This window comes from Sphingobium phenoxybenzoativorans (assembly GCF_001757355.1).
GTDB lineage: Bacteria > Pseudomonadota > Alphaproteobacteria > Sphingomonadales > Sphingomonadaceae > Sphingobium > Sphingobium phenoxybenzoativorans.
The window spans coordinates 46,226-70,224 of record NZ_MINO01000011.1; the positions used below are offsets into that span (position 1 = coordinate 46,226).

A 23,999-nucleotide genomic window follows, 5' to 3' on the forward strand; every position below is an offset into this window, starting at 1 on the left:
CCTTGGGAGAAGGACATGAAACGGCGCATCCCGACGCTCATACTGCTTTGCGCGGGGGCCTTACTGGCTTCCGCTCCAGCATCTGCGCGCGCGCCATATCCCGACGATCCCCTTGCCTCCCCCATGTGGCAGGCGCATGCGACAACCATCTTCGGCGACGATCCCGTCCGCTTCGACCCGCGGGTCAAGGTGGCCTTCCCGGAAATCGCGGAAAACCAGCGCAGCTTTCCCGTCGCTCTCGACGCGCGGGGCATCGGGCCAGTGAAGCGCATGGTAATCTTCGCCGATCTCAACCCCATACCGATCGCCATCGACTATCGCCCCAAGGCAGCCGAACCTTATATCGCCACGCGCATCAAGCTTGACCAGCGAACGCCTGTGCGCGGCGCGGTACAGCTTGCCGACGGGCAATGGCTGGTGAGCGGCGGCTGGGTCGATGCGGCGGGCGGTGGCTGTTCCGCGCCTCCGGTCAGCCGGGTCAAGGGCGACTGGGCGCAGCATCTGGGCGAGATGCGGGGTGAAGCCTGGCCCGCGCCCGGCGCGAACGGAGGCGGAGGCGTCAGCCGTTTGCGCATCACCTTCCGCCATCCGATGGACACCGGCTTTGTCGCCAATATCCCCACCTATAATATTGAGGCGATGGAGGTCCGGTCGGCGTCCGGCGCGGTCCTTGGCGACATGGACATATGGGCATCCGTTTCCGAAGATCCCGCGATCACCCTGATGCCGCAGGCCAGAGCGGGCGAGACGCTGACTGTCGAGGGACGGGACAGCAACGGGCGGGACTATATCGCGAGGGTTCCCGTCTCACAGCAATCGCCCATGCCGCTGGCGGCGGCGCGGTGATCCTTTCCCGCCGGACGATGATTGGCGGACTGCTGGCGTCGATGCCGGTCGTGGCAATGGCGGCGAACGCCGAGTATAAGATCGCCCCCGTGGCGGTAGCGGACGGCGTCTGGATGATCCATGGCGACGATGCGCCGATCCTGCCCACTAATGGCGGAGCGATAGCGAATATTGCGATCATCGCCACGCCTGCCGGAACCGTGCTGGTCGATAGCGGCCCGTCGCTTCGCTATGGCCGCGCGCTGAAAACGGTTGCGGAGCAGGTGACGGGGAAGCCCGTGATCCGGGTCTATGTGACTCACCTGCACCCCGACCATGGCATGGGGATCGCGGCGTTCGACCCGGCGATCGTCGCGGCCCTGCCGCAAACAATTGGCGACATGCAGCGGGACGGGCGCGGCTTTGCCGACGCCATGTACCGCATTCTGGGCGACTGGATGCGGGGCACCGAACTGCTGCTGCCAGGGCGCAGGATCGAGCAGGCGTCGGAAGATTTTGGCGGACGTACATTAAGGCTTCTGCCGCTGTCGGGGCACAGCGCGGCGGACCTTGCCCTGCTGGACGAAAGCACAGGGACGCTTATCGCCGGCGACCTGCTGTTCCATGATCGCGCGCCCAGCACGCCGACGGCCGATCTGGCGAAATGGCGGCAGAGCCTGGATGCGCTGAAGGCCGTACCGCACCACGGAGCCATCCCCGGCCATGGGCCTTTCGATCCATCGGGAGGCGCGGCGATTGCGCAAACCCGCGACTGGATCGACTGGCTGGAAGCATCCCTTACGGAAGCCGTGAAGTCCGGGCTGGATATGGTAGAGGCAGGCAACATCGACATTCCGCCCCGCTTCGCCGGCATGGCCGCCGCGCGTTACGAACTGCAACGCAGCGTGTCGCATCTCTATCCCGGACTGGAAGCGGCGTTGCTCCCCCGCGTCGATATACAGGACCGCTAAGGGCGACAGGCAAGGCCCACATCATCCAGCGATATCTATTTGCTATCGCTGACTGCATCTCCCCATCACGATTTAGCACTGCATGATGCTATTGTCCGGTAAGTGCTGGAGAGAGCCTGTGTATATTCACAACTGCTGGTATGTCATTTGCTGGGCGAGAGACGTCGCCGAAGCCCCTGTGAGCCGCGAAATACTTGAGCAGCAGGTGGTGGTGTTCCGCACAGAGTCCGGCCTGCTTGCCGCCGTTGAGGACCGTTGCCCGCATCGCCATCTGAAACTTAGCATGGGGCAGGTCGTCGGCGAAACGATTCAATGCGGCTATCATGGCATGCAGATCAACGCCCAAGGCCGCTGCGTCCATGTGCCCAGCCAGAAAGCGATCCCGCCCCGCGCCCGCATTCGGAGCTATCCGGTCGACGAACGCTATGGCTGGATCTGGATCTGGACAGGGGATGTCGAACTGGCCGACCCCGCAAAGATACCGGATTTCCATCAGCTCACCGATCCCAGTCTGGCGGCGGTCGGCAGCACGAATTTTGTGAAGGCGGGCTTTCGCCTGCTCAACGACAATCTGCTCGATCTCTCGCATGTCGGCTTCGTCCATACCTCAACCATCGGCAACCGCGAATTTGGCGCCAATGCAAAGATTTCCGCGGAGAAGATCGATGGAGGCGTGCGCGTTTCGCGCTGGGTGATCGATTGCCCGCCGCCGCCAACCTATGAAAAGACCGGCCATCTGCCCGCAGGCAGAAACATCGATCGCTGGTCCGTCATCCGCTACACCGCGCCCAGCTTTGTCGTCATCCACACCGGCGGCGCAGAAACCGGCACGGGCGCGCCCGAAGGCAGGCTGGGTCATGGCATCAACCTGTGGGTGATGAACGCCATGACCCCGGCGAATGAAAAGACGACCCACTATTTCTGGGCCACGGCCCGCAACTTCCGCATCGACGATGCGGAGATCGACGCCCTGATCTTCAATCAGGTCAGCGAGGCTTTCGACGAGGACAAGCGGGTGCTGGAGGCGCAGCAGATCGCGATCGATCGTCATGGCGACGATTGGTCCAACGCATTGCAGGCCGATGTAGGATCGGTCGAGGGCCGGCGGTGCCTGGAGCGGATGATGGACAGCGAAATGAACGGCGAAACGGGCCAGGCAGCGACCCGCAAGTTGGCCCACAACTAATCTCTAAACAGGAGTGGCAACGTGTTTCTCATAACCGCGGCAAATGGAAATCAGGGCAAGCTGTTGATGCCCAAGCTGGCGAGGGCGGGCGTGCCGGTGCGGGCGCTGGTGCGTTCCGAACAGTCCGGCGACAAGCTGCGCGCGATGGGCGTCGAAGTCCTGGTCGGCGACATGAGCGAAACAGGTGTGCTGGATCGCGCCATGGAGGGCGTGACGTCCGTCTATCATATCGGCCCGGTGCTTCATCCGCGTGAGCGGGAGATCGGCTTTGCCTCCATCGATGCGGCGCGCAACGCTGGCGTGCGCCATTTCGTTTTCAGCTCCGTGCTGCATGCGATCATTACTGATCTGGTACAGCATGGGATAAAGCGCGACGTTGAGGAATATCTGCTCGCCTCCGATCTGGAGTTCACTATCCTCCAGCCCGCCAATTATATGCTGCCGCTCAAGCTGCAGCCGGTGTTCCGCGACGGTGTTTTCCGCCTCTCCTGGTCGCTCGACCGGTTTCAGTCCATGGTCGATCTCGACGATGTGACCGATGTCGTGTTCGATGTGCTGGTCAACCCCGAACGCCATTATGGCGCGACCTATGAACTGGTCGGACGCGGGCGGTATGACGCGCGCCAACTGGGCGGCATCATCTCCGATGTGATGGGCAAGCCTGTCCCGGTGGAGGAGATCAGCGGCGACGAATATCTGAAGGCCTTTATCGGCGACAAGGACCCTGCCAACTTCACCCATGAGGCGCGGGTCCTGCGCGCGATCAGCGCCCGTTACTCCGCGCACGACTTTATCGGCAATCCCAACGTGCTGACCTGGCTGCTTGGCCGGGAGCCCACCAGCTTCGCCCAATTCGTTGAACGGAATTACCGCGAGTTCCTGGTGTCCGCGCCAGCCCTGCTGACTGAGCGGGCCTAGCCGCACGCCATCCCGGAGATAGAAAGTGACGTTAGCAAACGTACAGGCGCGGCCACAGGTTGTCATTGTGGGCGCGGGACCGACCGGCCTTGCCCTGGCCATAGAATTGGGCAGCCGCGACATACCCTGCCTGCTGGTCGAGCGTACGGAACGCGGCGGTCATGCCCCCCGCGCCAAGACCACGCACGTCCGTACGCGGGAACATATGCGCCGCTGGGGCATCGCCGGAAAGCTGGCCGCAATGTCGCCTTTCGGAATCGACTACCCAAGCGATGTGCATTTCGTGACGCGGCTGAACGGTTACCGGCTCGCGCGGTTTGAGGACTCGCTCAATTGCGCGCCGCGCCGCGACGACCGCTACAGCGAGCATGGCCAGTGGATTCCGCAATATAAGCTGGAGGCGGTGCTGCGTGAACATGCTGCCTCGCTTCCTTCGGTTCAGATGATGTTCGGCAAGGAATATCTCGGCTTCGCCCAGGATAGCGATACGGTGCAGGTGGCGTTGCGGGACGGGGCAAGCGGTCACGAACTGCGCGTCGAAACGAGCTATCTGGTGGGGGCCGACGGCGCGCGCAGCCTGGTGCGCGAGAATATCGGCGCGCAGATGGTCGGCACCTATGGCCTGTCGCGCAACTATAACATCATCTTCCAAGCGCCCGGTCTGGCGGAGGCCCATAGCCAGGGGCCGGGGATCATGTATTGGCAGGTCAATGCGGAGATGCCGAGCCTGATCGGCCGGATGGACGAGGATGACCTTTGGTATTTCATGCCCACCATGCTGCCGAAAGACGTCACGCTGAGCGATAAGGAGGCCGTGGACCTGATCCGCCGTTCGACCGGCATCGATCTTCCCTATCGCATCCTGAGTTCGGACGAGTGGGTAGCGAGCCGCCTGCTTGCCGACAATTACAGCCTTGGCCGGGTTTTCCTGGCCGGCGATGCATGCCATCTCCATCCGCCCTTTGGGGGGTTTGGCATGAATATGGGCGTGTCCGATGCAGTCGATCTTGGCTGGAAACTGGCCGCCAGGCTGCAGGGATGGGGCGGCCCCGCCCTGCTCGATAGCTATGAGGCGGAACGCCGGCCGGTTCATGAAATGGTGCTGGACGAGGCGGAGAATAATCACGCCGTTCTCGCCAATCAGCTTTTCCGGGCTGGCATAGAGGATGACACTCCCGAAGGCGCTCAAATCCGCGAGGATGTGGCCGCGCTCATTCACCGGACGAAATATCAGGAGTTCAACGCCCTTGGGGTCGTGCTCGGCTACCGCTACCTCAACTCGCCGATCATAGTGGATGATGGTTCATCCGCGGGATGGACAATGACGCGCGACTATGAACCGAGCGCCGCCCCCGGTGCGCTGGCCCCGCATCGCTGGCTGGATGACGGACGGTCGCTGTACGACCTGTTCGGTCCGGGTTTCACACTTCTCGTCATGGGCGACGGCATGGCGGCCGAGATTGAAAAGGCGCAGCGCGATTCATCCGCTCTGGATGCGCCCCTGACGATTGTCGATCTGCCCGGCTGCGGCCTCGACCAACTTTATGGCGGGCGGTTGGCGCTTATCCGCCCGGATCAGCATGTCGCCTGGCGCGGAAACGCATGGCTGGGCGATGATATTTTTGCCGTGGTCACTGGCCAGCGCGCCGATGCCGCGACATCTTTGCCCGCCATGGCCACGCGCTAGGCGCGGCGACATCTGGCGCGGGCAGCCCTATTGCTGCTGGCCATAATGCGTGCCCGATCGCCGGACCAGATCGCAAAGCCGCTCGGCCATCGGCGTCAGCGGCAGGTCGCGCCGCCGCACGATGCAGACCGGCGCCGCGACCAGTGGATCATCGACCTCCAGTGATTGGAACTGATCGGCGGCCAGCGCAAATTCGAGCCATTGTTTGGGGAGGATCGTCAACAGATCTGAACTGGCCACGACCATCAATGTGATCAGCGTGGAGCGGGAATGCATCACGATTTCAGGCGCGGGCAGCCCGGCGCGTTCGAACATGCGCTCAAAATCGGCCTCGCTTGTGCGCGTGGCCAATGTCGGCCGCACCCATCGCGCATCGACCAGATCGGCCAGACGCCGGGTGCCACTCAGCGGATGCCCCTTGCGCGCCACGATCACGCGGCGGTTGTCGAACAGTTTCTCGATCAGGAACTGGTTGGTGAAGGCTTCTTCGTCGAACACGCCGACATACATGTCGACCCTGCCCTCCAGCAGGTCTGTTTCGATCGGCTGGAACAGGCTTTCCGACACTTTGACCAGGGCGTTGGGATAATCCTTGCGGAAATTGGCGAGCGCGCGGGGCAAAACCGCGATGCTTGCCGCCGTCGATGCCGCGAGGGAGACCTGACCGGTCGTCTTGCCCTTGAGCTGCTCGATCTCCTCGCGCGCACGCCGCAGTTCCGCTTCCACCGAGGACGCGCGCCGGACGAACACCTCGCCCATTTCTGTAAGCCGGACACCGCGGACATGCCGTTCGAACAATGCGACGCCCAGCTCATTTTCAATATCGCGGATGTTGCGGGTCATTGCTGGTTGGGCGATACCAAGCTGCCGGCTCGCCGCGCGTAGGCTTCCTGCTTCGGCGACTGCCAGCACGTCGCGCAAATGGCTCAATTTCATCGGTTGGCCTCGCCTCTAAGCTTATCATTCTGATACTTTATTGATATCAATATCGGCTATTTAGGCTCTCCGCAAGAAAAGGCCGATTTCCTAGATTGCTGGCCAAGGCCGCACCTCCAGCCGGCCGCATTGCGAGGAAATCTGATGCCATTGGCCGTTGTTTCGAAGGATGGGAAAAAGCGGCTCGGCAAGGTGTTCGGCGATCATGTCGTCGACCTGTCGATTGCCGACCCCGGCCTGCCTTACGATGTCATCAGCTTCCTTGAGGCGGGCGCGCAAGCGATAGAGCGCTTTGAAGGCGTGCAGGCGGACAGCGCTGGCGCGCTGGCGCTGGATTCCGTGATATTTCACGCCCCGCTTCACCGGCCTGAAAAGTTTCTCGCGATCGGCATGAACTATGGCGAACATGCCAAGGAGGCCGTCAGCCTTGGCTATGAAGCGCCCGCCTATCAACTCTGGTTCAACAAGCAGGTGTCGTGCATCAACGACCCCTTCGCCGACGTCGTGATGCCCCGCGTCTCCGCCGACCTTGATTATGAGGCGGAACTGGCCGTGGTGATCGGCAAGACCTGCCGCCATGTGACGGCCGCCGATGCGGCGTCGGTGATCGGCGGCTATATGGTGGCGAACGATGTGTCGGTGCGCGATTGGCAACGGCGCTCCTCCACGATGACGTTGGGCAAATCCTTCGACACCCACGGCCCGATCGGCCCCTGGCTGACGCTGGCGCATGAAATCGGCGATCCGCACGCGCTGCGGCTTCGCATGCTGGTCAATGGCGAGGAGCGGCAGAACGACATTACCGGCCATATGATCCACAATATCTATGATCAGATCGCCTACCTCTCGACCGTCATGACGCTGAAGCCGGGGGACATATTGTCGACCGGCACCCCCAGCGGCGTCGGCGTGGCGCATGAACCGCCCCGTTTCGTGCAGGTCGGCGATGTGATGCGGGTGGAGATTGAGGGGCTGGGACACATTGAAAACACGGTGATCGCCGAACCCGCGTGACAGGCTGCGCCTAGCGGCATGTGGGGCCGGTAAGGCGTCAGCCGGAACGGATTTTTAGAAACATATAATCAAAAGATCAGAGGGGAATGTCCATGAAAGTTCACACACTCCATTTGTCGACCGCGATCCTTCTGCCCATCGCGATGATGGCATGTCAGGCGCAGGCGCAGGCGCAGGTCGAAGCCGCCGCCGCAGCGGAAGATGCCGGCGTGGCGGATATTGTCGTGACCGCGCAGAAGCGCGCCGAGAATCTGCAGCGGGTGCCCATCGTGATCACCGCGATCAATGGCGAGGAAATGGAGAGCGCTGGCATCACCAATCTTCAGACGCTCCCGGCCGTCACCCCCGGATTGACGTCCCGCGTAACGGCTGGCGCGTTCCAGCCCTATATTCGCGGCGTGGGCACGTCGAGCAACGTGGTGGAAAATCCCGTCGCCCTCTATATCGACGGCGTGTATCTGCCCCAGCAGCGCGAGGGTCTGCGCGAATTGCCGGACGTCCAGCAGGTCGCCGTGCTGAAGGGGCCGCAGGGCACCCTGTTTGGCCGCAATGCGACGGGCGGCGTCATCCAGATCACGACCAAGACGCCCACGCAGGACGGCGAGTTCATGGCGAGGGCGGGCATAGACAATTACGCCACATTCCGGGGCACGGTCTATGCGGCGGGCGGTATCGCCGATGGCGTCGCCGCCAGTTTCTCCGCTGACTATACCGATCAGGGCGAGGGATATGGCACCAACCTGACCAACGGTCACGATACGTTGCAATTGCTCTATTCGCTGTCGCTGCGCGGCAAGCTGATGTTCGAGCTGGGGTCGCGGACGGACGTCACGGTGATCGGCGACTATATGAACCGGAAGGAGCGCGCCTACAGCTTCGTTCCCTATCCGGGCACTGCATATACCGTCCCGTTCGCGCCGGTCGGCAATGTGCGCGACACGCGCTCCCAGATTGACCCCTTCACCGCGTTCAAGGGCGGCGGCGTCAGCCTTACCATCGATCATGATCTCGACTTCGCCAAGCTGGTGTCGATCAGCGCCTACCGGCGCGGCAGCACCAGCTACTTGTTTGACGACGTGCCCACCGGAACGCCCGCTTTCTATGTTCAGGTCGACAAGGGCGATCAGCCGAACAAGAGCTTTTCCCAGGAAATTCAGCTTATCTCGAACGACAGCGGCCCCTTCACCTGGACGGTCGGCGCCTTCTATTTCTGGAACAAGATCGCCAATACGCCGATCACGCGGACATTCTATGAGCCTTTCTATCCGCCCGCCGTGTTCGGGCCAACTTCCAATCGCCTCAGCCAGACCTTCGGCATCGAGACCACCGAGTCCATCGCGCCGTTCGGACAGGCGACCTGGGAGTTCGCGCCGGGCACGCGCCTGACCGTCGGTGGTCGCTGGACGTATGAGAAGCGCAATTTCGAAGGATCGACCGTCCTCACCCGCTATAACGGAACGGTGCTGACGGTGCCCAAGCCGGCGGCCACGCCAGACTCGCTCACCGTCAAGAAGCCGACCTGGCGCATCGCGCTGGACCAGCAGTTCACTCCCGACATTCTGGGCTATGTTTCCTATAATCGCGGGATCAAGAGCGGCGGGTTCAATGTCCTCAACGTCAACAATCCCCCCTATCAGCCCGAACGGCTGGATGCCTATGAAGTCGGACTTAAGACGCAGCTCTTCGATCGCCGCCTGCGGCTGAACATCGGCGGTTTCTATTATGACTATTCCAACCTGCAGGTGATCCAGTTCCTGAATAATGCCCAGACGGTCGTGAATGGCGCCAAGGCAAGAATCTACGGCCTGGACCTCGACTTCAATGCCAAGCTTTCGAACGCGTTGAGCCTGAGCGGCGGCATGGAAATCATGCATGGGGAGTTCACGGATTATCGCAACGCGGTGGGCAGCATCGTCCGGCCCGGCGGCGGCGGCACGCTGGTCACCGTGGACGCCAGCGGCAACCGCATCCCCCAGGCGCAGAAATTCGCCGCCTCGCTTGCGGCGGATTACGAAACGGATGTTTCCTTCGGCAACCTGCACTTCAACGTCACCGGCAACTATAATGGCGACTATTATTTCGAGCCGGACAATTTCCTGCGGCAGGGCAGCTTCGTGATACTCAACAGCTCCATCACCTGGACGTCGAGCGACGAGCATTATTCGCTCAGCTTCTGGGGGCGGAACCTCGCCAACGAGAAGATCATCACCAACGCCAGCAGCCAGGCGATCGGATACCCGATCTCTTACGGTCAGGCGCCGCGCACCTACGGCGTAACGGCAAAGCTCAGCTTCTGACAACGCCCGTCGATCAAAGAGGAAACGATCACCACCATGCCACAGCCCGAACTCGTCCTTTATCATTTCCCCGGCGCCTGCTCTCAGGTCAGTATATGCGCGCTGGAAACGGCCGGGCTTAGCTACGAAGTCCGGCTGGTGAACCTCGCTGCGGGCGAACAGTCGGGCGCGGATTATCTTGGCGTTTCGCCACTGGGCAAAGTGCCGCTGCTTCTGATCGACGGGGAACCGCTGTCCGAAAACGCGGCGATCCTGACCTATATCGCGGCGCTGCGTCCCGACGCAGGGCTGTTCCCCGCCGATCCTTCGCCCCGCATGCGGGCGGAGGCCGTGGGAGGCATGTCCTTTTGCGGCGGAACGCTCCATCCGCAAATCCGCGGAATCGCCAACCCTTCACGCCTGACGGACGGTGACGGTGAGCCGGTAAGGAAAAAGTCCGAAGCGCTGGCGAAGAAATCTTTCGGCTATGCGGAGCGGCGGCTGGCGGAGCGGGAATGGTGGCTGGGGGAATGGTCGATCGTCGATGTCTATCTCAACTGGGCATTCACCGTCGCCCGGAACGCGAAGTTCGACAGCACGCCCTATCCGTTGCTGAACGGACATGCCGGAAAAATGTCTGACAGGCCCGCATTCCAGCGGATGCTGGAGATCGATGCCGAGGCGAGAGCAACGCTCAAGCTGTAGCCGCCCCGGCCGTTCACCCCTGCGCATAACCCCATAGGAAGGACTGGCCGGAACCCTCCGGTCAGTCCTTCCGCATTTTCACGCGCAGCAGCATCGACGCAGCGATGAGGGCGGGCACCGCCATCACGATCGACACGGACGATCGGCCAAAGCCCAGGGCGAAAAGCAGGCCCGCGACGGTCGGTGCGATCGCACTGCCCAGCCGGCCGATGCCGATCACCAGGCCGGTCCCCGACGCGCGGGCCTCCGCAGGGAAGCTGCGGGACACAACCGCGTAAAGCCCGGCCATACCGCCAATGGTGAAGAAGCCAAGCAATGCGCCGGTCGCCATGAAGATCCCGATCTGCACCGGCACAAGGCCGAACGCGCCAATCGTCAGCGCGCCGCCGGCAAAGGCCAGCGCGACGCAATATTTAAGGCCGATCCGCTCGCTCAGCATGCCAAGCGTCAGTCCGCCGAGGATGCCGCCGATGTTCATCCACACCGACACGCGCGCGGCCTGCGAAGGGTCGAAGCCCGCGCCCACGACCATCGAGGGTATCCAGCTCTGAATATAGAAAAGCGAGACGACGTAGAGGAAATAGATCGTCATCACATAGAGGGTGACGACCGCCATGTCGGGCCTGCGCAGCAGGGACAGCGCCGACGGCTCCTTGTCCTTGGCCGCGCGCTCGGGAAGGGCGGCAAGCGGCGGCTGGTTGCACAGCGCCAGATAGGCGTTGGCGCGTTCCAGCGTATTTTCCGACGGGCGCGCCAGCACGCTGGCGATCGGCTCGACCAGCCAGCGTATCGACAGCAGCAGCATGACGGCGCCCAGCACCGTCGCCCAGACGAACAGCGCCCGCCATCCAAATTGCGGCAATATCCATGCAGCGATCATGCCCCCTGCAATCGCGCCGGCCGGAAAACCCAGATTAAGCAGGGTGACGCACAGGTCGCGCCGCCGCGCGTTGGAATATTCCGCCGCAAGCGGATTGATGATGGCAATCATCGCGCCGATGCCAATGCCGGTGGTCAACCGCGACAGCCCCAGATCGAGCGGTCCCGACGCCATGGAGGACCAGGCGGTACCGGCCGTCACCACCGCCAGGCTGGGGATCAGCACCCGGCGGCGGCCCCACAGATCCGCCAGCGGCGCAATGAACAGTGACCCGATCGCCATGCCCAGCAACCCTGCGGACAGCACCATGCCCAGTTCTGTCTTGCCGACCCGCCATTCGCGCTCGATCTCCGGAATGGCGAAGGTGATGGCGAATACGTCAAAGCCGTCGAGCGCGCACAGTGCGATGACCATTGCGACTGCGGTAATCTGAAACCGGCTCATGGGCGACGCCAACAGGCGCTCACGATAGCTTTGGTGGTACATGCAATCCTCTCAGCGCCTTATTATCATGTGGCAGGCTCAATCCGCCGTCCATCCTCCATCCACCACCATGCTGGTGCCGGTCATCATCGCCGACGCATCGGAAGCCAGGAAAAGAACAGCGCCCATCAGGTCCTCGACCGCGCCAAGCCGGCCAAGCTTGATCTTCGCCAGCACGCTGTCGAGGAAAGCCTTGTCCTGAAAAAAGGGCCGCGTCATCGGCGTTTCAATAAAGGTGGGGGCAATGGTGTTTGACCGGATGCGATAGCGGGCGAGGTCAAGCGCAAAGCTCTTGCTCATGCCCTCAAGCGCCCATTTGCTGGCGCAGTAAAGCGACCGGTTGGGTCCGCCGACATGCCCCATCTGCGATCCCATATGGATGATCGACCCGGCAATGCCCTGCGCGATCATCGACGCCACACAGGCCTGGGTAACGAAGAAGGCCGACTTCAGATTGAGGTCCATCACCGCGTCAAAATCGTCCGGGCTGACATCCCACATCGGTTTGGGCCGATTGGTCCCGGCATTGTTGACCAGAATATGGAAAGCGGGCTGCGCGGGGAAGAAGGCGTTGACCGCATCGAGGTCCGCAATGTCCAGCATTTGCGCCGATGCCTCGCCCCCCGCCGCTCTGATCATGTCTGCCCCGGACTCGATCTCGCTGGCGCTGCGCGCGATCAGCGTCACCGCTGCCCCCGCCTCCGCCAGCGCGGCTGCGGCGGCAAGGCCGATGCCCCTGCCCGCGCCCGTGACTATGGCCCGCCTGCCATCCAGTCTCATGCTGGGGGTGCGGGGAAGCGGGCTGCCCATATCCGGTCAGACTGCGGTCAATTCGCTCGGCGCGGCCTGACCCGCATAAGGGACATCGCGTCCGCCATAGCGCCGCACGCGCACATTGGCCTGTTCGCCATGTCCGGCGAAGCCCTCCAGTGCGCACAGGCGCGAACAATATTCGCCAACCAGCGCCGACGCCTGATCGGTCAGAACCTTCTGGTAGGTGCAGGTCTTGAGGAATTTGCCGACCCACAGGCCGCCAGTATAGCGCGCCGCCTTCTTCGTCGGCAGCGTGTGGTTGGTGCCGATCACCTTGTCGCCGAAGCTGACATTGGTGCGCGGGCCAAGGAACAATGCGCCGTAATTCGTCATGTTGTTCAGGAAATAATCCGGGTCGCTGGTCATCACCTGCACATGCTCGCTGGCAATGTCGTCGGCGATTGCGGCCATTTCCTCATAGCTGTCCGCCACGATCACTTCGCCGAATGTTTCCCACGCCCGCCGGGCATGATCGGCGGTCGGCAATATCTGCAGCAGCCGTTCGATCTCGGCCATGGTCTCCCGCGCCAGCTTTTCCGAATTGGTCAGCAATATGCCGGGGCTGTCCGGGCCATGTTCGACCTGACCCAATATGTCCGTCGCCGCCAGTTCGGGGTCGCACGCCGCTTCGTCGGCGATGATCAGCGTCTCTGTGGGGCCGGCGAACAGGTCGATGCCCACGCGCCCGTAAAGCTGGCGTTTCGCTTCCGCGACGAAGGCGTTGCCGGGACCGACAAGGATATCGACGGGATCGATGCTCTGTGTGCCCAGCGCCATCGCGCCCACCGCCTGGATGCCGCCAAGCGCATAGATGGTATCGGCGCCGGCCATCGCCTGCGCGGCGACGATCGCGCGAGCGGGCCGCCCCTTGAAGGGCGGCGCGCAGGTGACGATGCGCGGCACTCCGGCGACCTTGGCGGTGATCACGGACATATGGGCGGACGCCAGCAACGGATATTTGCCGCCGGGCACATAGCAACCGGCCGCATTGACCGGAATATTGCGATGGCCAAGGATCACGCCGGGCAGCGTTTCCACCTCCACATCCTTTATGCTGTCACGCTGGATCTGGGCGAAATTGCGCACCTGCGATTGCGCAAATTCTATGTCCTTGCGCTCCTGCGGCGTCAGGCTGTCGACGCAGGCGTCGATCTCGCCTTGCGTCAGGCGATAATCGTCGCGGTCCCAATCGTCGAACTTGATGGAAAGATCGCGAACGGCCGCATTGCCCCGCGCCTCAATATCGGCCAGCGTTCGTTCGACGGTTTCGCGCACCTGGCGGTCCGCCTCCGCCTTCACTTCGGCAACCGCCCCACGCTTCAGATATCGTGCCATTCGTCTTTCCTGTCTGATTGCAGAAGTGCCGGGCCGCGCTCGCTGCGGCCCGGGCGTCAATATGATTTGGATTGGCGCGTCAGCGCAGCGGGATGCTGTCCACGCCGCGCTGGCCGCTCGCCGGGCGCTGCTTGAGCTGATCCTCATCCTCGCCCGCCTTCAACCGGCGGCGCAGCTCGACCGGATCGAAATCCACGCCGATGGGATTGGTGGCGAAGGCATCCGTGAAGAAGAACTTCCCCGCCTCCTCGACCGTTTCATAATTGTCGACCTGAAATTCCAGGTGATTGCCGTCCGGGTCGGCATAATAGAGCGAGGTGGTGGGTCCGTGGTTCACCGACCAGGCCGGTGCGATGCCCCTCTCGGCCAGCCGCGCATGATTATCCAGCAATTGCTCCAGCGTGGCATATGTGAAGGCGACATGGTGCACGCCGGCAAGCTTCCCCACCTGCTCCCCCAGTCCCGGCACGTTGATAAAGGCGATACGGTGATGCTCGTCGTCATAGGCGAGGAAGGCGATGCCCTCATCCGCAAACGCCATCGTGCCGTTCAGGACGAGCCGATACCAATCGATCATCTCCCTGAAACGGGATGTCTTGAACACGACATGGGCGAGCTTGATCGGCGAGACAGTCACACCGGACTGTTGATCGCTTCCGGTGAACTGAGCCTCTGTGGCAACCATCGCTATCTCCTGTGAACGCCTTGCAAAGCAGGTTCGTTTTCACAGTATGGACGCCTTGAGAGCGTATCTCACGATGTTGCTTTTTCCGGTACGATGCTGGTTTGTTATCATGTGGGATGCGCCCGTCGGCGGGAAATGCGCCATCGCTGATGCGGGGTTTTTCCATATATTTCGCATTCGCCGATCCGGCGTCTGGAACCGGCGGACGGCGCGTGCGCTGACACGGGCGGCGGCTTCCCCGTTTCTGGAAGGAGCGCCAGAGGAACCTTTCCGTGACCGATCCTTTCGCGTTCCTGCCCCACATTCTCGCTCTGGCGGCCGCTTACGCGCTGGCGGTGCCGATCGGCTGGAATCGGGAGAAGGAAGAACGCAGCGCCGGATTGCGGACCTTCCCACTTGTGGCGTTGGCGAGTTCCGGTTTCGTGCAGGCGGTGGAACAATTGACTGCCGACGACCCGGCGGCGATGGCGCGGGTGCTGGAGGGCGTGATTGCGGGCATCGGCTTCCTTGGCGGCGGTGCGATTCTGCAGGGCAGGGAATCGGTGCGGGGCACCGCAACGGCCGCCAGCCTCTGGGTTACCGGCGCCATTGGGGTTGCGACGGGATTGGGCAGCTATGGCGTAGCGGTCATGTTGGCGGCTTTCACCATGGCCACGCTCTGGCTCATGGCGCCACTCAAACCGAGCGCGAACGAGCAGAGCGAGGGACCTGGCCAGCAGTCCTGAACTGTCCTGTGCGGCGGGGATGAGCGCCGCCAGCCATAGGCCCGGCAGCTATGGCCGCGCGATGCGTGACGCCCCTAATGCGCCGCCGCCTTTCCATGCGCGTGGAAATAGGGCGGCATGCGAAGCAGCAGCACGGCGGAGAGGATCAGCAGTGCGACAAAGCCGATGAAGGCATTCGCATAGGAGCCGGTCCAGTCATAGGACAGTCCCGCCAGATAGGTGCCGATGCCGCCGCCCCAGGCCCATGCGACCCACATCGCGCCCACGACCCGGCTGAAAAGGGCGGTGCTGAAATATCGGCTGACCATGAAGGATACAAAGTCCGCCTCCGCGCCCAAGACCGGCCATCGCGTTGGCGCGCCTCCTAGGCGGGCGGCGGCATTCGCACATATCCTTGGCGCGCATATCCCTGGCGCGCACGCTTCCGCAGCCAGCGCTACCCGTATCTCCCCTTTAATAGCGCCGTCCGTTCAGGCGATTATCGCACCTGCCCTGCGCGGGCGGAAGCGCGCTCGACCCGTCGCTTTGCCGCCCGCCCGCAGCATTTTGCGCTTGACGGCAGATAAAAAACGTACGACCGTTCTTTTAATAGAAAATAGGAGGGGCGTTGATGCGCAATATGACCGCCGCCGTCGTGCGGGAACAGTCTGGGCCATTTGTCGTGGAGACGGTCCAACTGGAAGATCCGCGTGAGGACGAGGTGCTGATTCGCATCGCCGGTGTTGGAATGTGCCACACGGATCTCGTTGTCAGGGATCAATATTTCCCAACGCCCCTGCCCGCCATCCTCGGCCATGAAGGCTCCGGCATCGTCGAGAAGGTCGGCAGCAAGGTCAGCAAGGTGGAAGTGGGCGATCATGTCGTACTCACCTTCGCCAGTTGCGGGACATGCGCAAACTGCCAGCAGGGCCTGTTCGGCTATTGCCCGGACCTATATGGCCGCAACTTCACCGGCGCGCGGCCGGATGGCTCCAGCCCGTGCTGCGACGCGCATGGAAACACGCTGAGCGCCTATTTCTTCGCGCAATCCTCCTTCGCCCAATATGCGATCGCGACCCAGCGCAATGTCGTGAAAATATCGCGCGACGTCCCGCTCGAAATCATGGGACCATTGGGATGCGGCATTCAGACCGGGGCTGGCGCAGTGATGAATGCGCTGAAGCCCAAGGCCGGGTCCAGCATCGCCGTCTTTGGCGCGGGATCGGTCGGGCTGGCCGCCGTCATGGCCGCCCGCGTCGTGGGCTGCGCGACTATCATCGCCGTGGACCTCAACGACGACCGGCTTGCCCTCGCCCAGCAATTGGGGGCCACCCATGTCATCAACCCCGGCCGGGAAGATCCGGTCGCCGCCATCCAGGCCGCGGCGGGCGGCGAAGGCGTCCAATTCTCGCTGGAAGCGACGGGGCTGCCAAAGGTTGCGCGGCAGGCCGTCGACTGCCTGCGGCTGACGGGCATTTGCGGCATCATAGGCGTCGCGCCGCTGGGCACGGAATTTTCGCTCGATATGAACGGCATATTGTTCGGCCGCACGGTCCGCGGAATTATCGAAGGCGACAGCGTTCCCGACATTTTCATCCCGCAACTTGTCGAGCTTTGGCGGCAGGGGCGTTTCCCCTTCGACAAGCTGATCAAATTCTTCCCCATGAGCGACATCGAAAAGGCAGTTCACGCCTCGGAGAGCGGTGAGGTCCTCAAGGCCGTGCTGCGTCCGGGAGAATAGGATGATCGGCTCCCTAACCCAGCAGGCCGCCCGAAAATTCGGCGACAGAGTGGCGATCATCGCCGGCAAGGAAAGCCTGACCTTTGCCGAGATCGAACAGCGCGTTTCCTCCTTTGCGGGCGGCCTCCAGATGCTGGGCGTCGGCGTGGACGACCGGGTTGTGCTGCACCTGCCCAACGGATGGCGCTGGATCGTTGCTTATTACGCGATCGTGCGCCTCGGCGCGGTGGTGGTGCCTGCGAATATCCTGCTGAGCATCGATGAAGTAGCCTACATCGCCACCGACTCCCAAGCCGTGATGGTCATATCGACCGGCGAACGCTGCGCTGCGGTTTCCAGCCGCCTGGCGAACGGTGCGCCGATGGGCTTCGTCGCTTCGGACCGGGGTGGCGAGGGCATGGCGAATTATGAGGACCTGCTGTCGGCCGCCCCGGCGCCTGCCGTGACGCGCGACCCCGGCGATCTCTGTTCGATCGGCTATACGTCGGGAACCACCGGCCGTCCCAAGGGAGCGATGCTGTCGCACCGCGCCATTCATACCAGCGCGACGATGACCGCGACCATGCACGCGCGTCAGGAGGGCGAGGTTGTGGTGAGCGCCCTTCCCCTGCCGCATGTCTACGGCAATATCGTCCTTCACTGCACCTTCCTGTGCGGCATGACGCTGGTGGTGATGGAGCGTTTCGCCCCGGCAACAACCATCGTGCTGCTCGGCCGTTACAAGGCCACGCTGTTTGAGGGCGTGCCGACAATGTATCATTATCTTCTGAACGAACCGGCATTGCATTCGGCGGACCTGTCGACGCTGCGCCGCTGCACGGTTGGCGGGCAGACGATGCCCACAAGCACGATTGAAGCGGTCGAAGCCGCCTTCGGATGCCCGCTGCTGGAGCTTTGGGGCATGACGGAGGTTGCCGGACCGGCCATTTCCCATTCCCTGCACTCGCCCAGTCGGCACGGGTCCATCGGCCTTCCCTTCCCCGGCATGGAGGTCCGCGTGGCCGACATGGAGGATGGCGAACGCGATGCGCCCGATGGGGAGGCTGGCGAACTTCTGGTCCGCGGCCCCCTCGTCATGGACGGCTATTATAACAATCCGGACGCCACGAAGGGCGCTCTGTCGGAGGATGGCTGGCTCAAGACCGGCGACGTCGTGCGGCGCGACCGGGACGGATATCTCTATGTCCTGGACCGCAAGAAGGACATGATCATCACCGCCGGATATAATATCTATCCGGCCGAACTCGAACAGGTGATCGCCGCGCATCCCGCCGTCGCCATGGTCGCCGTCGCGGGCATACCGGATCAGGCCAAGGGCGAACTCGCCAAGGCTTTTGTGGTTCTGAAGAAAGGCGCATCCCTCGACGCGCATGAGCTTTTCACCCATTGCCGGGGGGCGCTCGCCAGTTACAAGGTTCCGCGTCATGTGGAGTTTGTTGAGAGCCTTCCCACAACGAGCACTGGAAAGGTGATGCGCCGCGCGCTTCGCGAAGCCTCCTCGCCCTCCCCTCAACCTTCCAAACTGGAGGAAATGCCGCAATGACCGTCGATTTCTTTTCGCACTATACGATGACGATCGACGGCAAGGCCGCTGACGCCGACAAATCCATCGACGCGATCAATCCCGCGACCGAGGAAGTGATCGCCAGCGTGCCGGACGCCAGCCGCGATCAACTGGACAGCGCCGTCGCTGCAGCGAAGCGCGCCTATCCGGCGTGGAGCGCCCGCCCCGTCGAGGAGCGGCAGGCGCTGGTTTCCGCCATTGGCGACCGCATGGCCGAATATGCGGAGGACTTCAAACGCCTGCTCATCCGCGAACAGGGGAAGGCGCGCGCCGGTGCCGAATGGGAAATCGGCGGCTCCATCATCTGGTGCCACGAAATCGCTAAGCAGCGGCTGGACCCGGAAATCGTGGAGCAGAGCGATGGCCGTCAGGTGGAGGTGCGCAAGACTCCCCTGGGTGTCGTGGGCGGCATCACGCCGTGGAATTTTCCGGTCCTTCTGGCGATCTGGAAAATCGCGCCCGCCCTGCTCGCCGGCAATACGATGGTCCTGAAGCCGTCGCCCTATACTCCGCTCTGTACGCTCAAGCTGGGCGAAATCCTGCGCGACGTCCTCCCGGCGGGCGTGTTGAACGTCGTTTCCGGGGGCAACGACCTTGGCGCGTGGATGACGTCGCATCCCGACATCCGCAAAATCTCCTTCACCGGCTCGACCGTCACCGGGCGGAAGATCATGGAAAGCGCGTCCGGCAATCTGAAGCGGATCACCCTTGAGCTGGGCGGAAACGATGCCGCCATCGTCCTGCCCGACGTGGATGTCGAGGCCGTCGCCAAGGAGCTGTTCTGGGCGTCCTTCCAGAACAGCGCGCAATTCTGCGTCGCGGCCAAGCGCCTCTATGTGCATCGCGATATCTATGATCAGCTCAGCAAGGCGCTCGTCGATTACGCCACCACCGTTGTCGTGGGCGACGGGTCGCAGCAGGGAACGGACCTTGGCCCTATCCAGAACAAGATGCAGTTCGAAAAGCTCAAGGACCTGCTCGCCGATGCGCGTTCCAGCGGCCTGCGCTTCCTGCTCGGCGGCGACGTCCCCGATGGAAAGGGCTATTTCGTGCCGATCACCTTGATCGACAATCCGCCGGAGGACTCGCGGGTCGTGGTCGAGGAAGCATTCGGCCCCGTCCTTCCCCTGTTGAAGTTCGACGATGTGGATGATGTCATTCGCCGCGCCAATGACAGCGAATATGGCCTGGCCGGGTCGGTATGGTCAAAGGATGTCGCCGCCGCGCGCAAGATCGCCGAGCGGATGGAAACCGGCACCGTGTGGATCAACGAGATTCACAGCTTTTCCCCGCACATCGCTTTTGGCGGCCACAAGCAATCCGGGATCGGCATCGAAAATGCGCTGGACGGCCTGAGCGAATATACCAATTCCCAGACCATCGTGGTGCGGGACGAACTTAATCGCACGGTTCCTGCCTGATCCCGCGATGACATATGATTGCACCCGGCGCGCCGCCGTCATCGGGGGGCTGGCATATATGCTATATGCCGCACCGTTGGCGGCGGCGTCCGATTATGACTGGCAGCCTGCACAGTTACCGCCCGGCACCGATGCGTCCTTCACTGATAAAAACGGGCGCAAATTGTCGCTCTCCACGCTGCGCGGTAAGCCAATTCTGCTCAACATATGGGCGACCTGGTGCGCGCCGTGCGTTATCGAACTGCCCGCGCTGGACCGCCTCCAGCGCGATCTGAAGAAGCGCCTGAACGTCGTCGCCCTGTCCGTCGACCGGTCAGGCATGCCCATTGTCCGCACCGCCCTCAGGAAGCTGTCGATCAGGCATCTCGACGCTTATGTCGATGTCAGCGGCGAGGTTGTTTCCCGCTTCAAGGTGCCGAGCCTTCCCGCCACGATAGCGATCTCCGCCGAGAGCAAGCCCCTTTTTATCAGGCGGGGCCGTGTCGACTGGGACGATCCGGCCGAACGGGAAAAACTCCGCGCCATCTTCCAGTGGTGATCCTCCGATAGGCGTCAGACGCCCTTCCCGTCGCGAACGCCGTTCAGGATCAGGTCGGTATGCGCAGCCACAATATCGTCCATGCTCAATATGCCGGTATAGCGATACCAGTTGCTGACGCTCGTCAGCACCGCGAGGATGGAGAATGTCACGAGCTTGGTATGAAATACGGAAAAGTCGCCTGCTTCCTTCCCCCGGTCCAATATGCCGGTCAGGATGGCCTCGTATTTTTGCCGGTATTTGATGATCTTCGCCCGGTTCGCTTTGGTCAGGCTCCGCAGCTCCGACGTGACGACATATAATATCTCGCGCTTGTCGAGATGATAGTTCACGTGGAACGCGATAAAATCCTTGAGCTGCTTCAACGGCGCGTCCGCAGGGTCGATCGCATCTTCCGCCGCGGCGATGACGAGCACCATATGCTCCTCGATGATGCTGTAGAGCAGGTCCTGCTTGCTCTTGAAATAATTATACAGCGATCCCGGCTTCCGGTTAATCCCGGCGGCAAGGTCGCGCATGTTCATCGCCTCATACCCGACCGAATAGATCAGGTGCGTGGCGACGCGCCGCATGGCTGCGTTCGTTTCCTGGCCGTTGGATCCGACTTTCCGGGGAATCGCTTAAATCCTTCCACTTCGCATGCGCTGGACATGGCGCTGACATGACGCCGCCGTCCCCGCGCACAGGGGCCGCCCGCCACCGGCGCGTATAACCAACCCGCCCTTTGCCGGAAACGAAAAAAGAATGGTTGGCCGTTTTTAAAAAGTCCGATCCTGTCTCATATCCTTTCAAGCCCGTGAAAAGAAAGGGAGCCGCATCTTTCGATACGGCTCCCCAGTGGCGCAGCATGGGCCTGCATGATGAAGAATGGTCCGCTCAACGCGCGGCGATCCGGTCTCCGCGCAGCTTTTCGATGCGGATGGCCCTGCCCTCATTCAAAGGAAGCGCCAGGTTCAACTCGCCCGATTTCGTCCAGCTTGCCGCAAGCTCCTCTGTGATCGGCTTGATGCGGCGGCCCGCGATCGATGCGGCCGGCTGCCCGTCCAGCAATATGGTGTAGGAGCCTTTCGGCAGGCTGCGCACGTTGAAGGTAACGCTCCCGCGATAGTCGGTTCCCGGAGCTAGCCCGATCGCCAGCACGCCGCGCGACTGATCATAATAAGCCTGGTTCACAAGCACCTTGGGATAATCGACGCCGACAATCTGCGGCCCTTTCACTGCATAGGTCCCCGCCAGATTATTGGTCAGATTCCACAGACCATTGCCCGGATTGAGCCTGGCGAAAGCAAGCAGCGCATTGCCGTTCAGCGGACCGACCAGATAATCGCCAAGCTGATCGTCGGTCAGCGGCGCTGGCGGCGTCTTTGATCCGCTTCCCGGCACCTCGTCACCGGTCAGCCGCTCCGGCGCGCCGGGCACCTTCGGGTCGTTCAGAGGATAGAGATAGCGGCCGTCGCGCCACACCGGTTTGAAATGCGTGTCCGCAAACCCCAGCATCTTCTGGGTCGTGGCCTGATCCCCCACCTCTGCGGAGTAGGCCGCAAGGAAGCCGAAATCGCTAGAAACCGATGTCTGATTCCAGCGGTTCTTGAAGGTTTCGGGGTTCTGATCCAGCAGCGCGGGCAACGCCGCATCACGCTGCATCGGGTAGACCTGATTGACCAGTTCCCTGTTCCAGCCGTGCAGCGTGACGCCGGTCCAGCCGTCATTCCAGCCGGAGGGGAAGGCGACAAGCTGCTCCTCCTTCAACCGGTAGGGACCTGTGAAGCGCTTGGTTTTCTTGGTGTCCAGATAGCCCAGGGACATCGCCTTGTCCCAGAATGCGGTTTTCACGTCCGCCAGCTTCGTCCCGTGAAGCTGGTCATAATTCATCAGCCCCAATACCGGATGCTGGTTGCATTCCGCGAACACCAGATTGGGTTCGCACTCGATGCCCGCAAACGCATTTTCGAAAAACTGCGCGTGGATGATCTTCGCCAGGCTCTCATGATTATAGGTGTGGACGAAGGGATTTTCTCCCGTGATCGCAAAGGTGATCGCGTCCGGCTTATCGTATTTCCCGTCCTGATACAGAAGCTCGTACAGGCCGATCATTTGCAGCAGATGTCCGCTATACATGATGTTCTTGGCGCGCACCGGGTCCCGCCAGTCCTTGGTCTGGTCGAGATATTTCTTGAACTGCGGCGCCTCGATAATCTTGCCCCACAGCGCCCAGACTTCGGGAAGCGTCATCTTGCGGATCAGCTCATCTGACGTCGCCTGATACAGTTCGCGATAGGCCGGGGTCTGCTGGCTCTGCGCCACGGCGAGCGCATAATACATCCAGGCGATCTGGAACTGGCTGTTGTCGAAGGCGCTGCGGTTGCCGACCTTCATGTCGCTCCAGTCATGATCCGGTTGGCGCGCCAGCTCGACGATGTTGCGCACCTGCCCCAATTGCTTGCCGTCAAGCGCCGGATAAGCGGGATCGGCGGCGGCCAGAGCCGCGGGCGCAGCCGCGGTCAGCGTGAGGCAGCTTGTCAGAAGAAGGCCGAGACGGGACAGAAGCTTCATGATTTCTCCCCTAGGGGTTTGCAGCGGATGACATGGAAAGCATTGCGCGGATCGCCGCCTGGAATTCCGGGTCGGCGAGAGAAGGACCTGGCACGCGCGCCAATATTGCTCCGTCGGCAGCGACAAGATCGACCATCGCCGTGTGGCTGTACGACCCGTTGGGCAATTTCTGAAAACGCACGCCGAGCAGGTCGCCAAGCGTCCGGCTTGCGGCGGGCGACGCGGACGCGATCGTCCAGCGCGGCGACATTATGCCATGCGCCTTGCGATATGCGTCCAGAACGGCGGGCGTATCGCGATCGTCGAAGGACACCATCACCACCTGAAGGTCCTGCAGCTCGTCGGCCGGTATCTGGCTTTCCGCCTGCAGGATATTCTCGGTCATCAGCGGACAGACGTCCGGGCAACTGGCGAAGAACATCGTCATGATCGTCGGCCGGCCCTTCAGCGCCGACAGGTCGATGACCATTCCGTCCGATCGCGTCACCTTGACGCCCAGGGTGAAGGGGGTGGGGCTCGCCGCCTGCGCCTTTGGCGCATAATCGGGCGCTGCGGCGGGACCGGCGTCGTGATGATGATGTTCGGTCTGGGCCATGGCGGGCGCTGCGAAAAGGAGAGCCGGGGCCAGCGCGCAACCCATGGCGCGGCCATATCTCGCCAGACCGGAAATCGTCGGAGGATTGGGACGCAAGATGCTATTCCTCACCTGGTCAGGCCGGTTGTCCGGCAGCGCCGCGTTTAATAAAACGGTCAATTGTTCATTT

At 62.3% G+C, this 23,999-nt stretch carries 22 protein-coding genes; 13 read left to right on the forward strand and 9 right to left on the reverse strand.

Annotation, left to right across the window (positions count from 1 at the left end):
- Positions 1-15 precede the first annotated feature (15 nt).
- From BHQ40_RS08205 to BHQ40_RS08225, 5 genes are all read left to right on the forward strand, one after another.
- Positions 16-846 carry a quinoprotein dehydrogenase-associated SoxYZ-like carrier gene (locus tag BHQ40_RS08205; protein WP_070154739.1) on the forward strand — a complete coding sequence of 277 codons (831 nt, stop codon included), beginning with the start codon at positions 16-18 and terminating at the stop codon, positions 844-846.
- Positions 843-1,796 (forward strand): quinoprotein relay system zinc metallohydrolase 1, encoded by a 954-nt coding sequence (locus BHQ40_RS08210; RefSeq protein WP_070154742.1) that lies wholly within the window; start codon positions 843-845, stop codon positions 1,794-1,796. The genes BHQ40_RS08205 and BHQ40_RS08210 overlap by 4 nt, the downstream gene beginning before the upstream one ends.
- 118 nt (positions 1,797-1,914) lie before the next feature.
- A complete protein-coding gene (locus BHQ40_RS08215) occupies positions 1,915-2,982 on the forward strand; it encodes an aromatic ring-hydroxylating dioxygenase subunit alpha (RefSeq protein WP_171905802.1) in 1,068 nt (355 codons plus the stop codon).
- Between the two features lie 21 nt (positions 2,983-3,003).
- Positions 3,004-3,900, forward strand: a complete 897-nt coding sequence (locus tag BHQ40_RS08220; RefSeq protein ID WP_070154744.1) for an SDR family oxidoreductase — start codon at positions 3,004-3,006, stop codon at positions 3,898-3,900.
- Between the two features lie 25 nt (positions 3,901-3,925).
- Entirely contained in the window at positions 3,926-5,587 is a 1,662-nt protein-coding gene (locus tag BHQ40_RS08225; RefSeq protein ID WP_070154746.1) for an FAD-dependent monooxygenase, read from the forward strand.
- A gap of 27 nt (positions 5,588-5,614) precedes the next feature.
- Here BHQ40_RS08225 and BHQ40_RS08230 read toward each other — a convergent pair whose 3' ends face one another.
- Positions 5,615-6,523 (reverse strand): LysR substrate-binding domain-containing protein, encoded by a 909-nt coding sequence (locus tag BHQ40_RS08230; RefSeq protein ID WP_070154748.1) that lies wholly within the window; start codon positions 6,521-6,523, stop codon positions 5,615-5,617.
- Positions 6,524-6,667: 144 nt separating this feature from the next.
- Between BHQ40_RS08230 and BHQ40_RS08235 the strand changes: the two genes are divergently transcribed.
- The 3 genes from BHQ40_RS08235 (at position 6,668) to BHQ40_RS08245 (ending at position 10,518) form a co-directional block, all read left to right on the forward strand.
- On the forward strand, positions 6,668-7,537 hold the full coding sequence (locus tag BHQ40_RS08235) for a fumarylacetoacetate hydrolase family protein (protein ID WP_070154750.1): 870 nt from the start codon (positions 6,668-6,670) through the stop codon (positions 7,535-7,537).
- Between the two features lie 92 nt (positions 7,538-7,629).
- A complete protein-coding gene (locus tag BHQ40_RS08240) occupies positions 7,630-9,834 on the forward strand; it encodes a TonB-dependent receptor (protein WP_171905803.1) in 2,205 nt (734 codons plus the stop codon).
- Positions 9,835-9,870: 36 nt separating this feature from the next.
- Positions 9,871-10,518, forward strand: coding sequence for a glutathione S-transferase family protein (locus tag BHQ40_RS08245; protein WP_070154754.1), 648 nt, complete (start codon positions 9,871-9,873; stop codon positions 10,516-10,518).
- 61 nt (positions 10,519-10,579) lie between these two features.
- Here BHQ40_RS08245 and BHQ40_RS08250 read toward each other — a convergent pair whose 3' ends face one another.
- The 4 genes from BHQ40_RS08250 to BHQ40_RS08265 all read right to left on the reverse strand — a co-directional run bounded on the left by BHQ40_RS08250 (position 10,580) and on the right by BHQ40_RS08265 (position 14,714).
- Entirely contained in the window at positions 10,580-11,884 is a 1,305-nt protein-coding gene (locus BHQ40_RS08250) for an MFS transporter (RefSeq protein WP_070154756.1), read from the reverse strand.
- 36 nt (positions 11,885-11,920) lie between these two features.
- On the reverse strand, positions 11,921-12,661 hold the full coding sequence (locus BHQ40_RS08255; RefSeq protein ID WP_253183293.1) for an SDR family NAD(P)-dependent oxidoreductase: 741 nt from the start codon (positions 12,659-12,661) through the stop codon (positions 11,921-11,923).
- Between the two features lie 36 nt (positions 12,662-12,697).
- Positions 12,698-14,029, reverse strand: a complete 1,332-nt coding sequence (gene hisD / locus BHQ40_RS08260) for a histidinol dehydrogenase (protein ID WP_070154761.1) — start codon at positions 14,027-14,029, stop codon at positions 12,698-12,700.
- A 79-nt stretch (positions 14,030-14,108) separates the two neighbouring features.
- Positions 14,109-14,714: a VOC family protein gene (locus BHQ40_RS08265; RefSeq protein WP_070154763.1), complete on the reverse strand. Its 606-nt coding sequence runs from the start codon at positions 14,712-14,714 to the stop codon at positions 14,109-14,111.
- Positions 14,715-14,986: 272 nt separating this feature from the next.
- Here BHQ40_RS08265 and BHQ40_RS08270 point away from each other — a divergent pair, with 272 nt between their 5' ends.
- Positions 14,987-15,439: an MgtC/SapB family protein gene (locus BHQ40_RS08270; RefSeq protein ID WP_070154765.1), complete on the forward strand. Its 453-nt coding sequence runs from the start codon at positions 14,987-14,989 to the stop codon at positions 15,437-15,439.
- Between the two features lie 74 nt (positions 15,440-15,513).
- Here the strand turns inward: BHQ40_RS08270 and BHQ40_RS08275 are convergent, their stop codons facing one another.
- Positions 15,514-15,747 carry a hypothetical protein gene (locus tag BHQ40_RS08275; protein ID WP_139139235.1) on the reverse strand — a complete coding sequence of 78 codons (234 nt, stop codon included), beginning with the start codon at positions 15,745-15,747 and terminating at the stop codon, positions 15,514-15,516.
- A 302-nt stretch (positions 15,748-16,049) separates the two neighbouring features.
- On the opposite strand from BHQ40_RS08275, the gene BHQ40_RS08280 reads away from it, so the two are divergent.
- Genes BHQ40_RS08280 through BHQ40_RS08295 form a run of 4 tightly spaced genes read left to right on the forward strand, consistent with a single transcriptional unit; the run spans position 16,050 to position 20,682 of the window.
- A complete protein-coding gene (locus BHQ40_RS08280) occupies positions 16,050-17,159 on the forward strand; it encodes an NAD(P)-dependent alcohol dehydrogenase (protein ID WP_070154769.1) in 1,110 nt (369 codons plus the stop codon).
- A gap of 1 nt (position 17,160) precedes the next feature.
- A complete protein-coding gene (locus tag BHQ40_RS08285) occupies positions 17,161-18,702 on the forward strand; it encodes a class I adenylate-forming enzyme family protein (RefSeq protein WP_070154771.1) in 1,542 nt (513 codons plus the stop codon).
- Positions 18,699-20,144, forward strand: coding sequence for an aldehyde dehydrogenase family protein (locus BHQ40_RS08290; RefSeq protein WP_070154774.1), 1,446 nt, complete (start codon positions 18,699-18,701; stop codon positions 20,142-20,144). The genes BHQ40_RS08285 and BHQ40_RS08290 overlap by 4 nt, the downstream gene beginning before the upstream one ends.
- 7 nt (positions 20,145-20,151) lie before the next feature.
- Positions 20,152-20,682 (forward strand): TlpA family protein disulfide reductase, encoded by a 531-nt coding sequence (locus BHQ40_RS08295; RefSeq protein ID WP_070154776.1) that lies wholly within the window; start codon positions 20,152-20,154, stop codon positions 20,680-20,682.
- A 14-nt stretch (positions 20,683-20,696) separates the two neighbouring features.
- Here the strand turns inward: BHQ40_RS08295 and BHQ40_RS08300 are convergent, their stop codons facing one another.
- From BHQ40_RS08300 to BHQ40_RS08310, 3 genes are all read right to left on the reverse strand, one after another.
- Positions 20,697-21,254: a TetR/AcrR family transcriptional regulator gene (locus BHQ40_RS08300; protein ID WP_083276781.1), complete on the reverse strand. Its 558-nt coding sequence runs from the start codon at positions 21,252-21,254 to the stop codon at positions 20,697-20,699.
- 304 nt (positions 21,255-21,558) lie between these two features.
- A complete protein-coding gene (locus BHQ40_RS08305; RefSeq protein ID WP_070154779.1) occupies positions 21,559-23,235 on the reverse strand; it encodes a linalool dehydratase/isomerase domain-containing protein in 1,677 nt (558 codons plus the stop codon).
- A 10-nt stretch (positions 23,236-23,245) separates the two neighbouring features.
- Positions 23,246-23,926 (reverse strand): SCO family protein, encoded by a 681-nt coding sequence (locus BHQ40_RS08310; RefSeq protein WP_070154781.1) that lies wholly within the window; start codon positions 23,924-23,926, stop codon positions 23,246-23,248.
- Positions 23,927-23,999: the final 73 nt, after the last annotated feature.

Coding starts and splice junctions, on each gene's coding strand:
- BHQ40_RS08230 (WP_070154748.1), bottom strand. CDS start 6,523: ATGAAATTGAGCCATTTGCGCGACGTGCTGGCAGTCGCCGAAGCAGGA.
- BHQ40_RS08290 (WP_070154774.1), top strand. CDS start 18,699: ATGACCGTCGATTTCTTTTCGCACTATACGATGACGATCGACGGCAAG.
- BHQ40_RS08235 (WP_070154750.1), top strand. CDS start 6,668: ATGCCATTGGCCGTTGTTTCGAAGGATGGGAAAAAGCGGCTCGGCAAG.
- BHQ40_RS08245 (WP_070154754.1), top strand. CDS start 9,871: ATGCCACAGCCCGAACTCGTCCTTTATCATTTCCCCGGCGCCTGCTCT.
- BHQ40_RS08285 (WP_070154771.1), top strand. CDS start 17,161: ATGATCGGCTCCCTAACCCAGCAGGCCGCCCGAAAATTCGGCGACAGA.
- BHQ40_RS08240 (WP_171905803.1), top strand. CDS start 7,630: ATGAAAGTTCACACACTCCATTTGTCGACCGCGATCCTTCTGCCCATC.
- BHQ40_RS08300 (WP_083276781.1), bottom strand. CDS start 21,254: ATGCGGCGCGTCGCCACGCACCTGATCTATTCGGTCGGGTATGAGGCG.
- BHQ40_RS08205 (WP_070154739.1), top strand. CDS start 16: ATGAAACGGCGCATCCCGACGCTCATACTGCTTTGCGCGGGGGCCTTA.
- hisD (WP_070154761.1), bottom strand. CDS start 14,029: ATGGCACGATATCTGAAGCGTGGGGCGGTTGCCGAAGTGAAGGCGGAG.
- BHQ40_RS08255 (WP_253183293.1), bottom strand. CDS start 12,661: ATGAGACTGGATGGCAGGCGGGCCATAGTCACGGGCGCGGGCAGGGGC.
- BHQ40_RS08280 (WP_070154769.1), top strand. CDS start 16,050: ATGCGCAATATGACCGCCGCCGTCGTGCGGGAACAGTCTGGGCCATTT.
- BHQ40_RS08265 (WP_070154763.1), bottom strand. CDS start 14,714: ATGGTTGCCACAGAGGCTCAGTTCACCGGAAGCGATCAACAGTCCGGT.
- BHQ40_RS08295 (WP_070154776.1), top strand. CDS start 20,152: ATGACATATGATTGCACCCGGCGCGCCGCCGTCATCGGGGGGCTGGCA.
- BHQ40_RS08250 (WP_070154756.1), bottom strand. CDS start 11,884: ATGTACCACCAAAGCTATCGTGAGCGCCTGTTGGCGTCGCCCATGAGC.
- BHQ40_RS08305 (WP_070154779.1), bottom strand. CDS start 23,235: ATGAAGCTTCTGTCCCGTCTCGGCCTTCTTCTGACAAGCTGCCTCACG.
- BHQ40_RS08275 (WP_139139235.1), bottom strand. CDS start 15,747: ATGGTCAGCCGATATTTCAGCACCGCCCTTTTCAGCCGGGTCGTGGGC.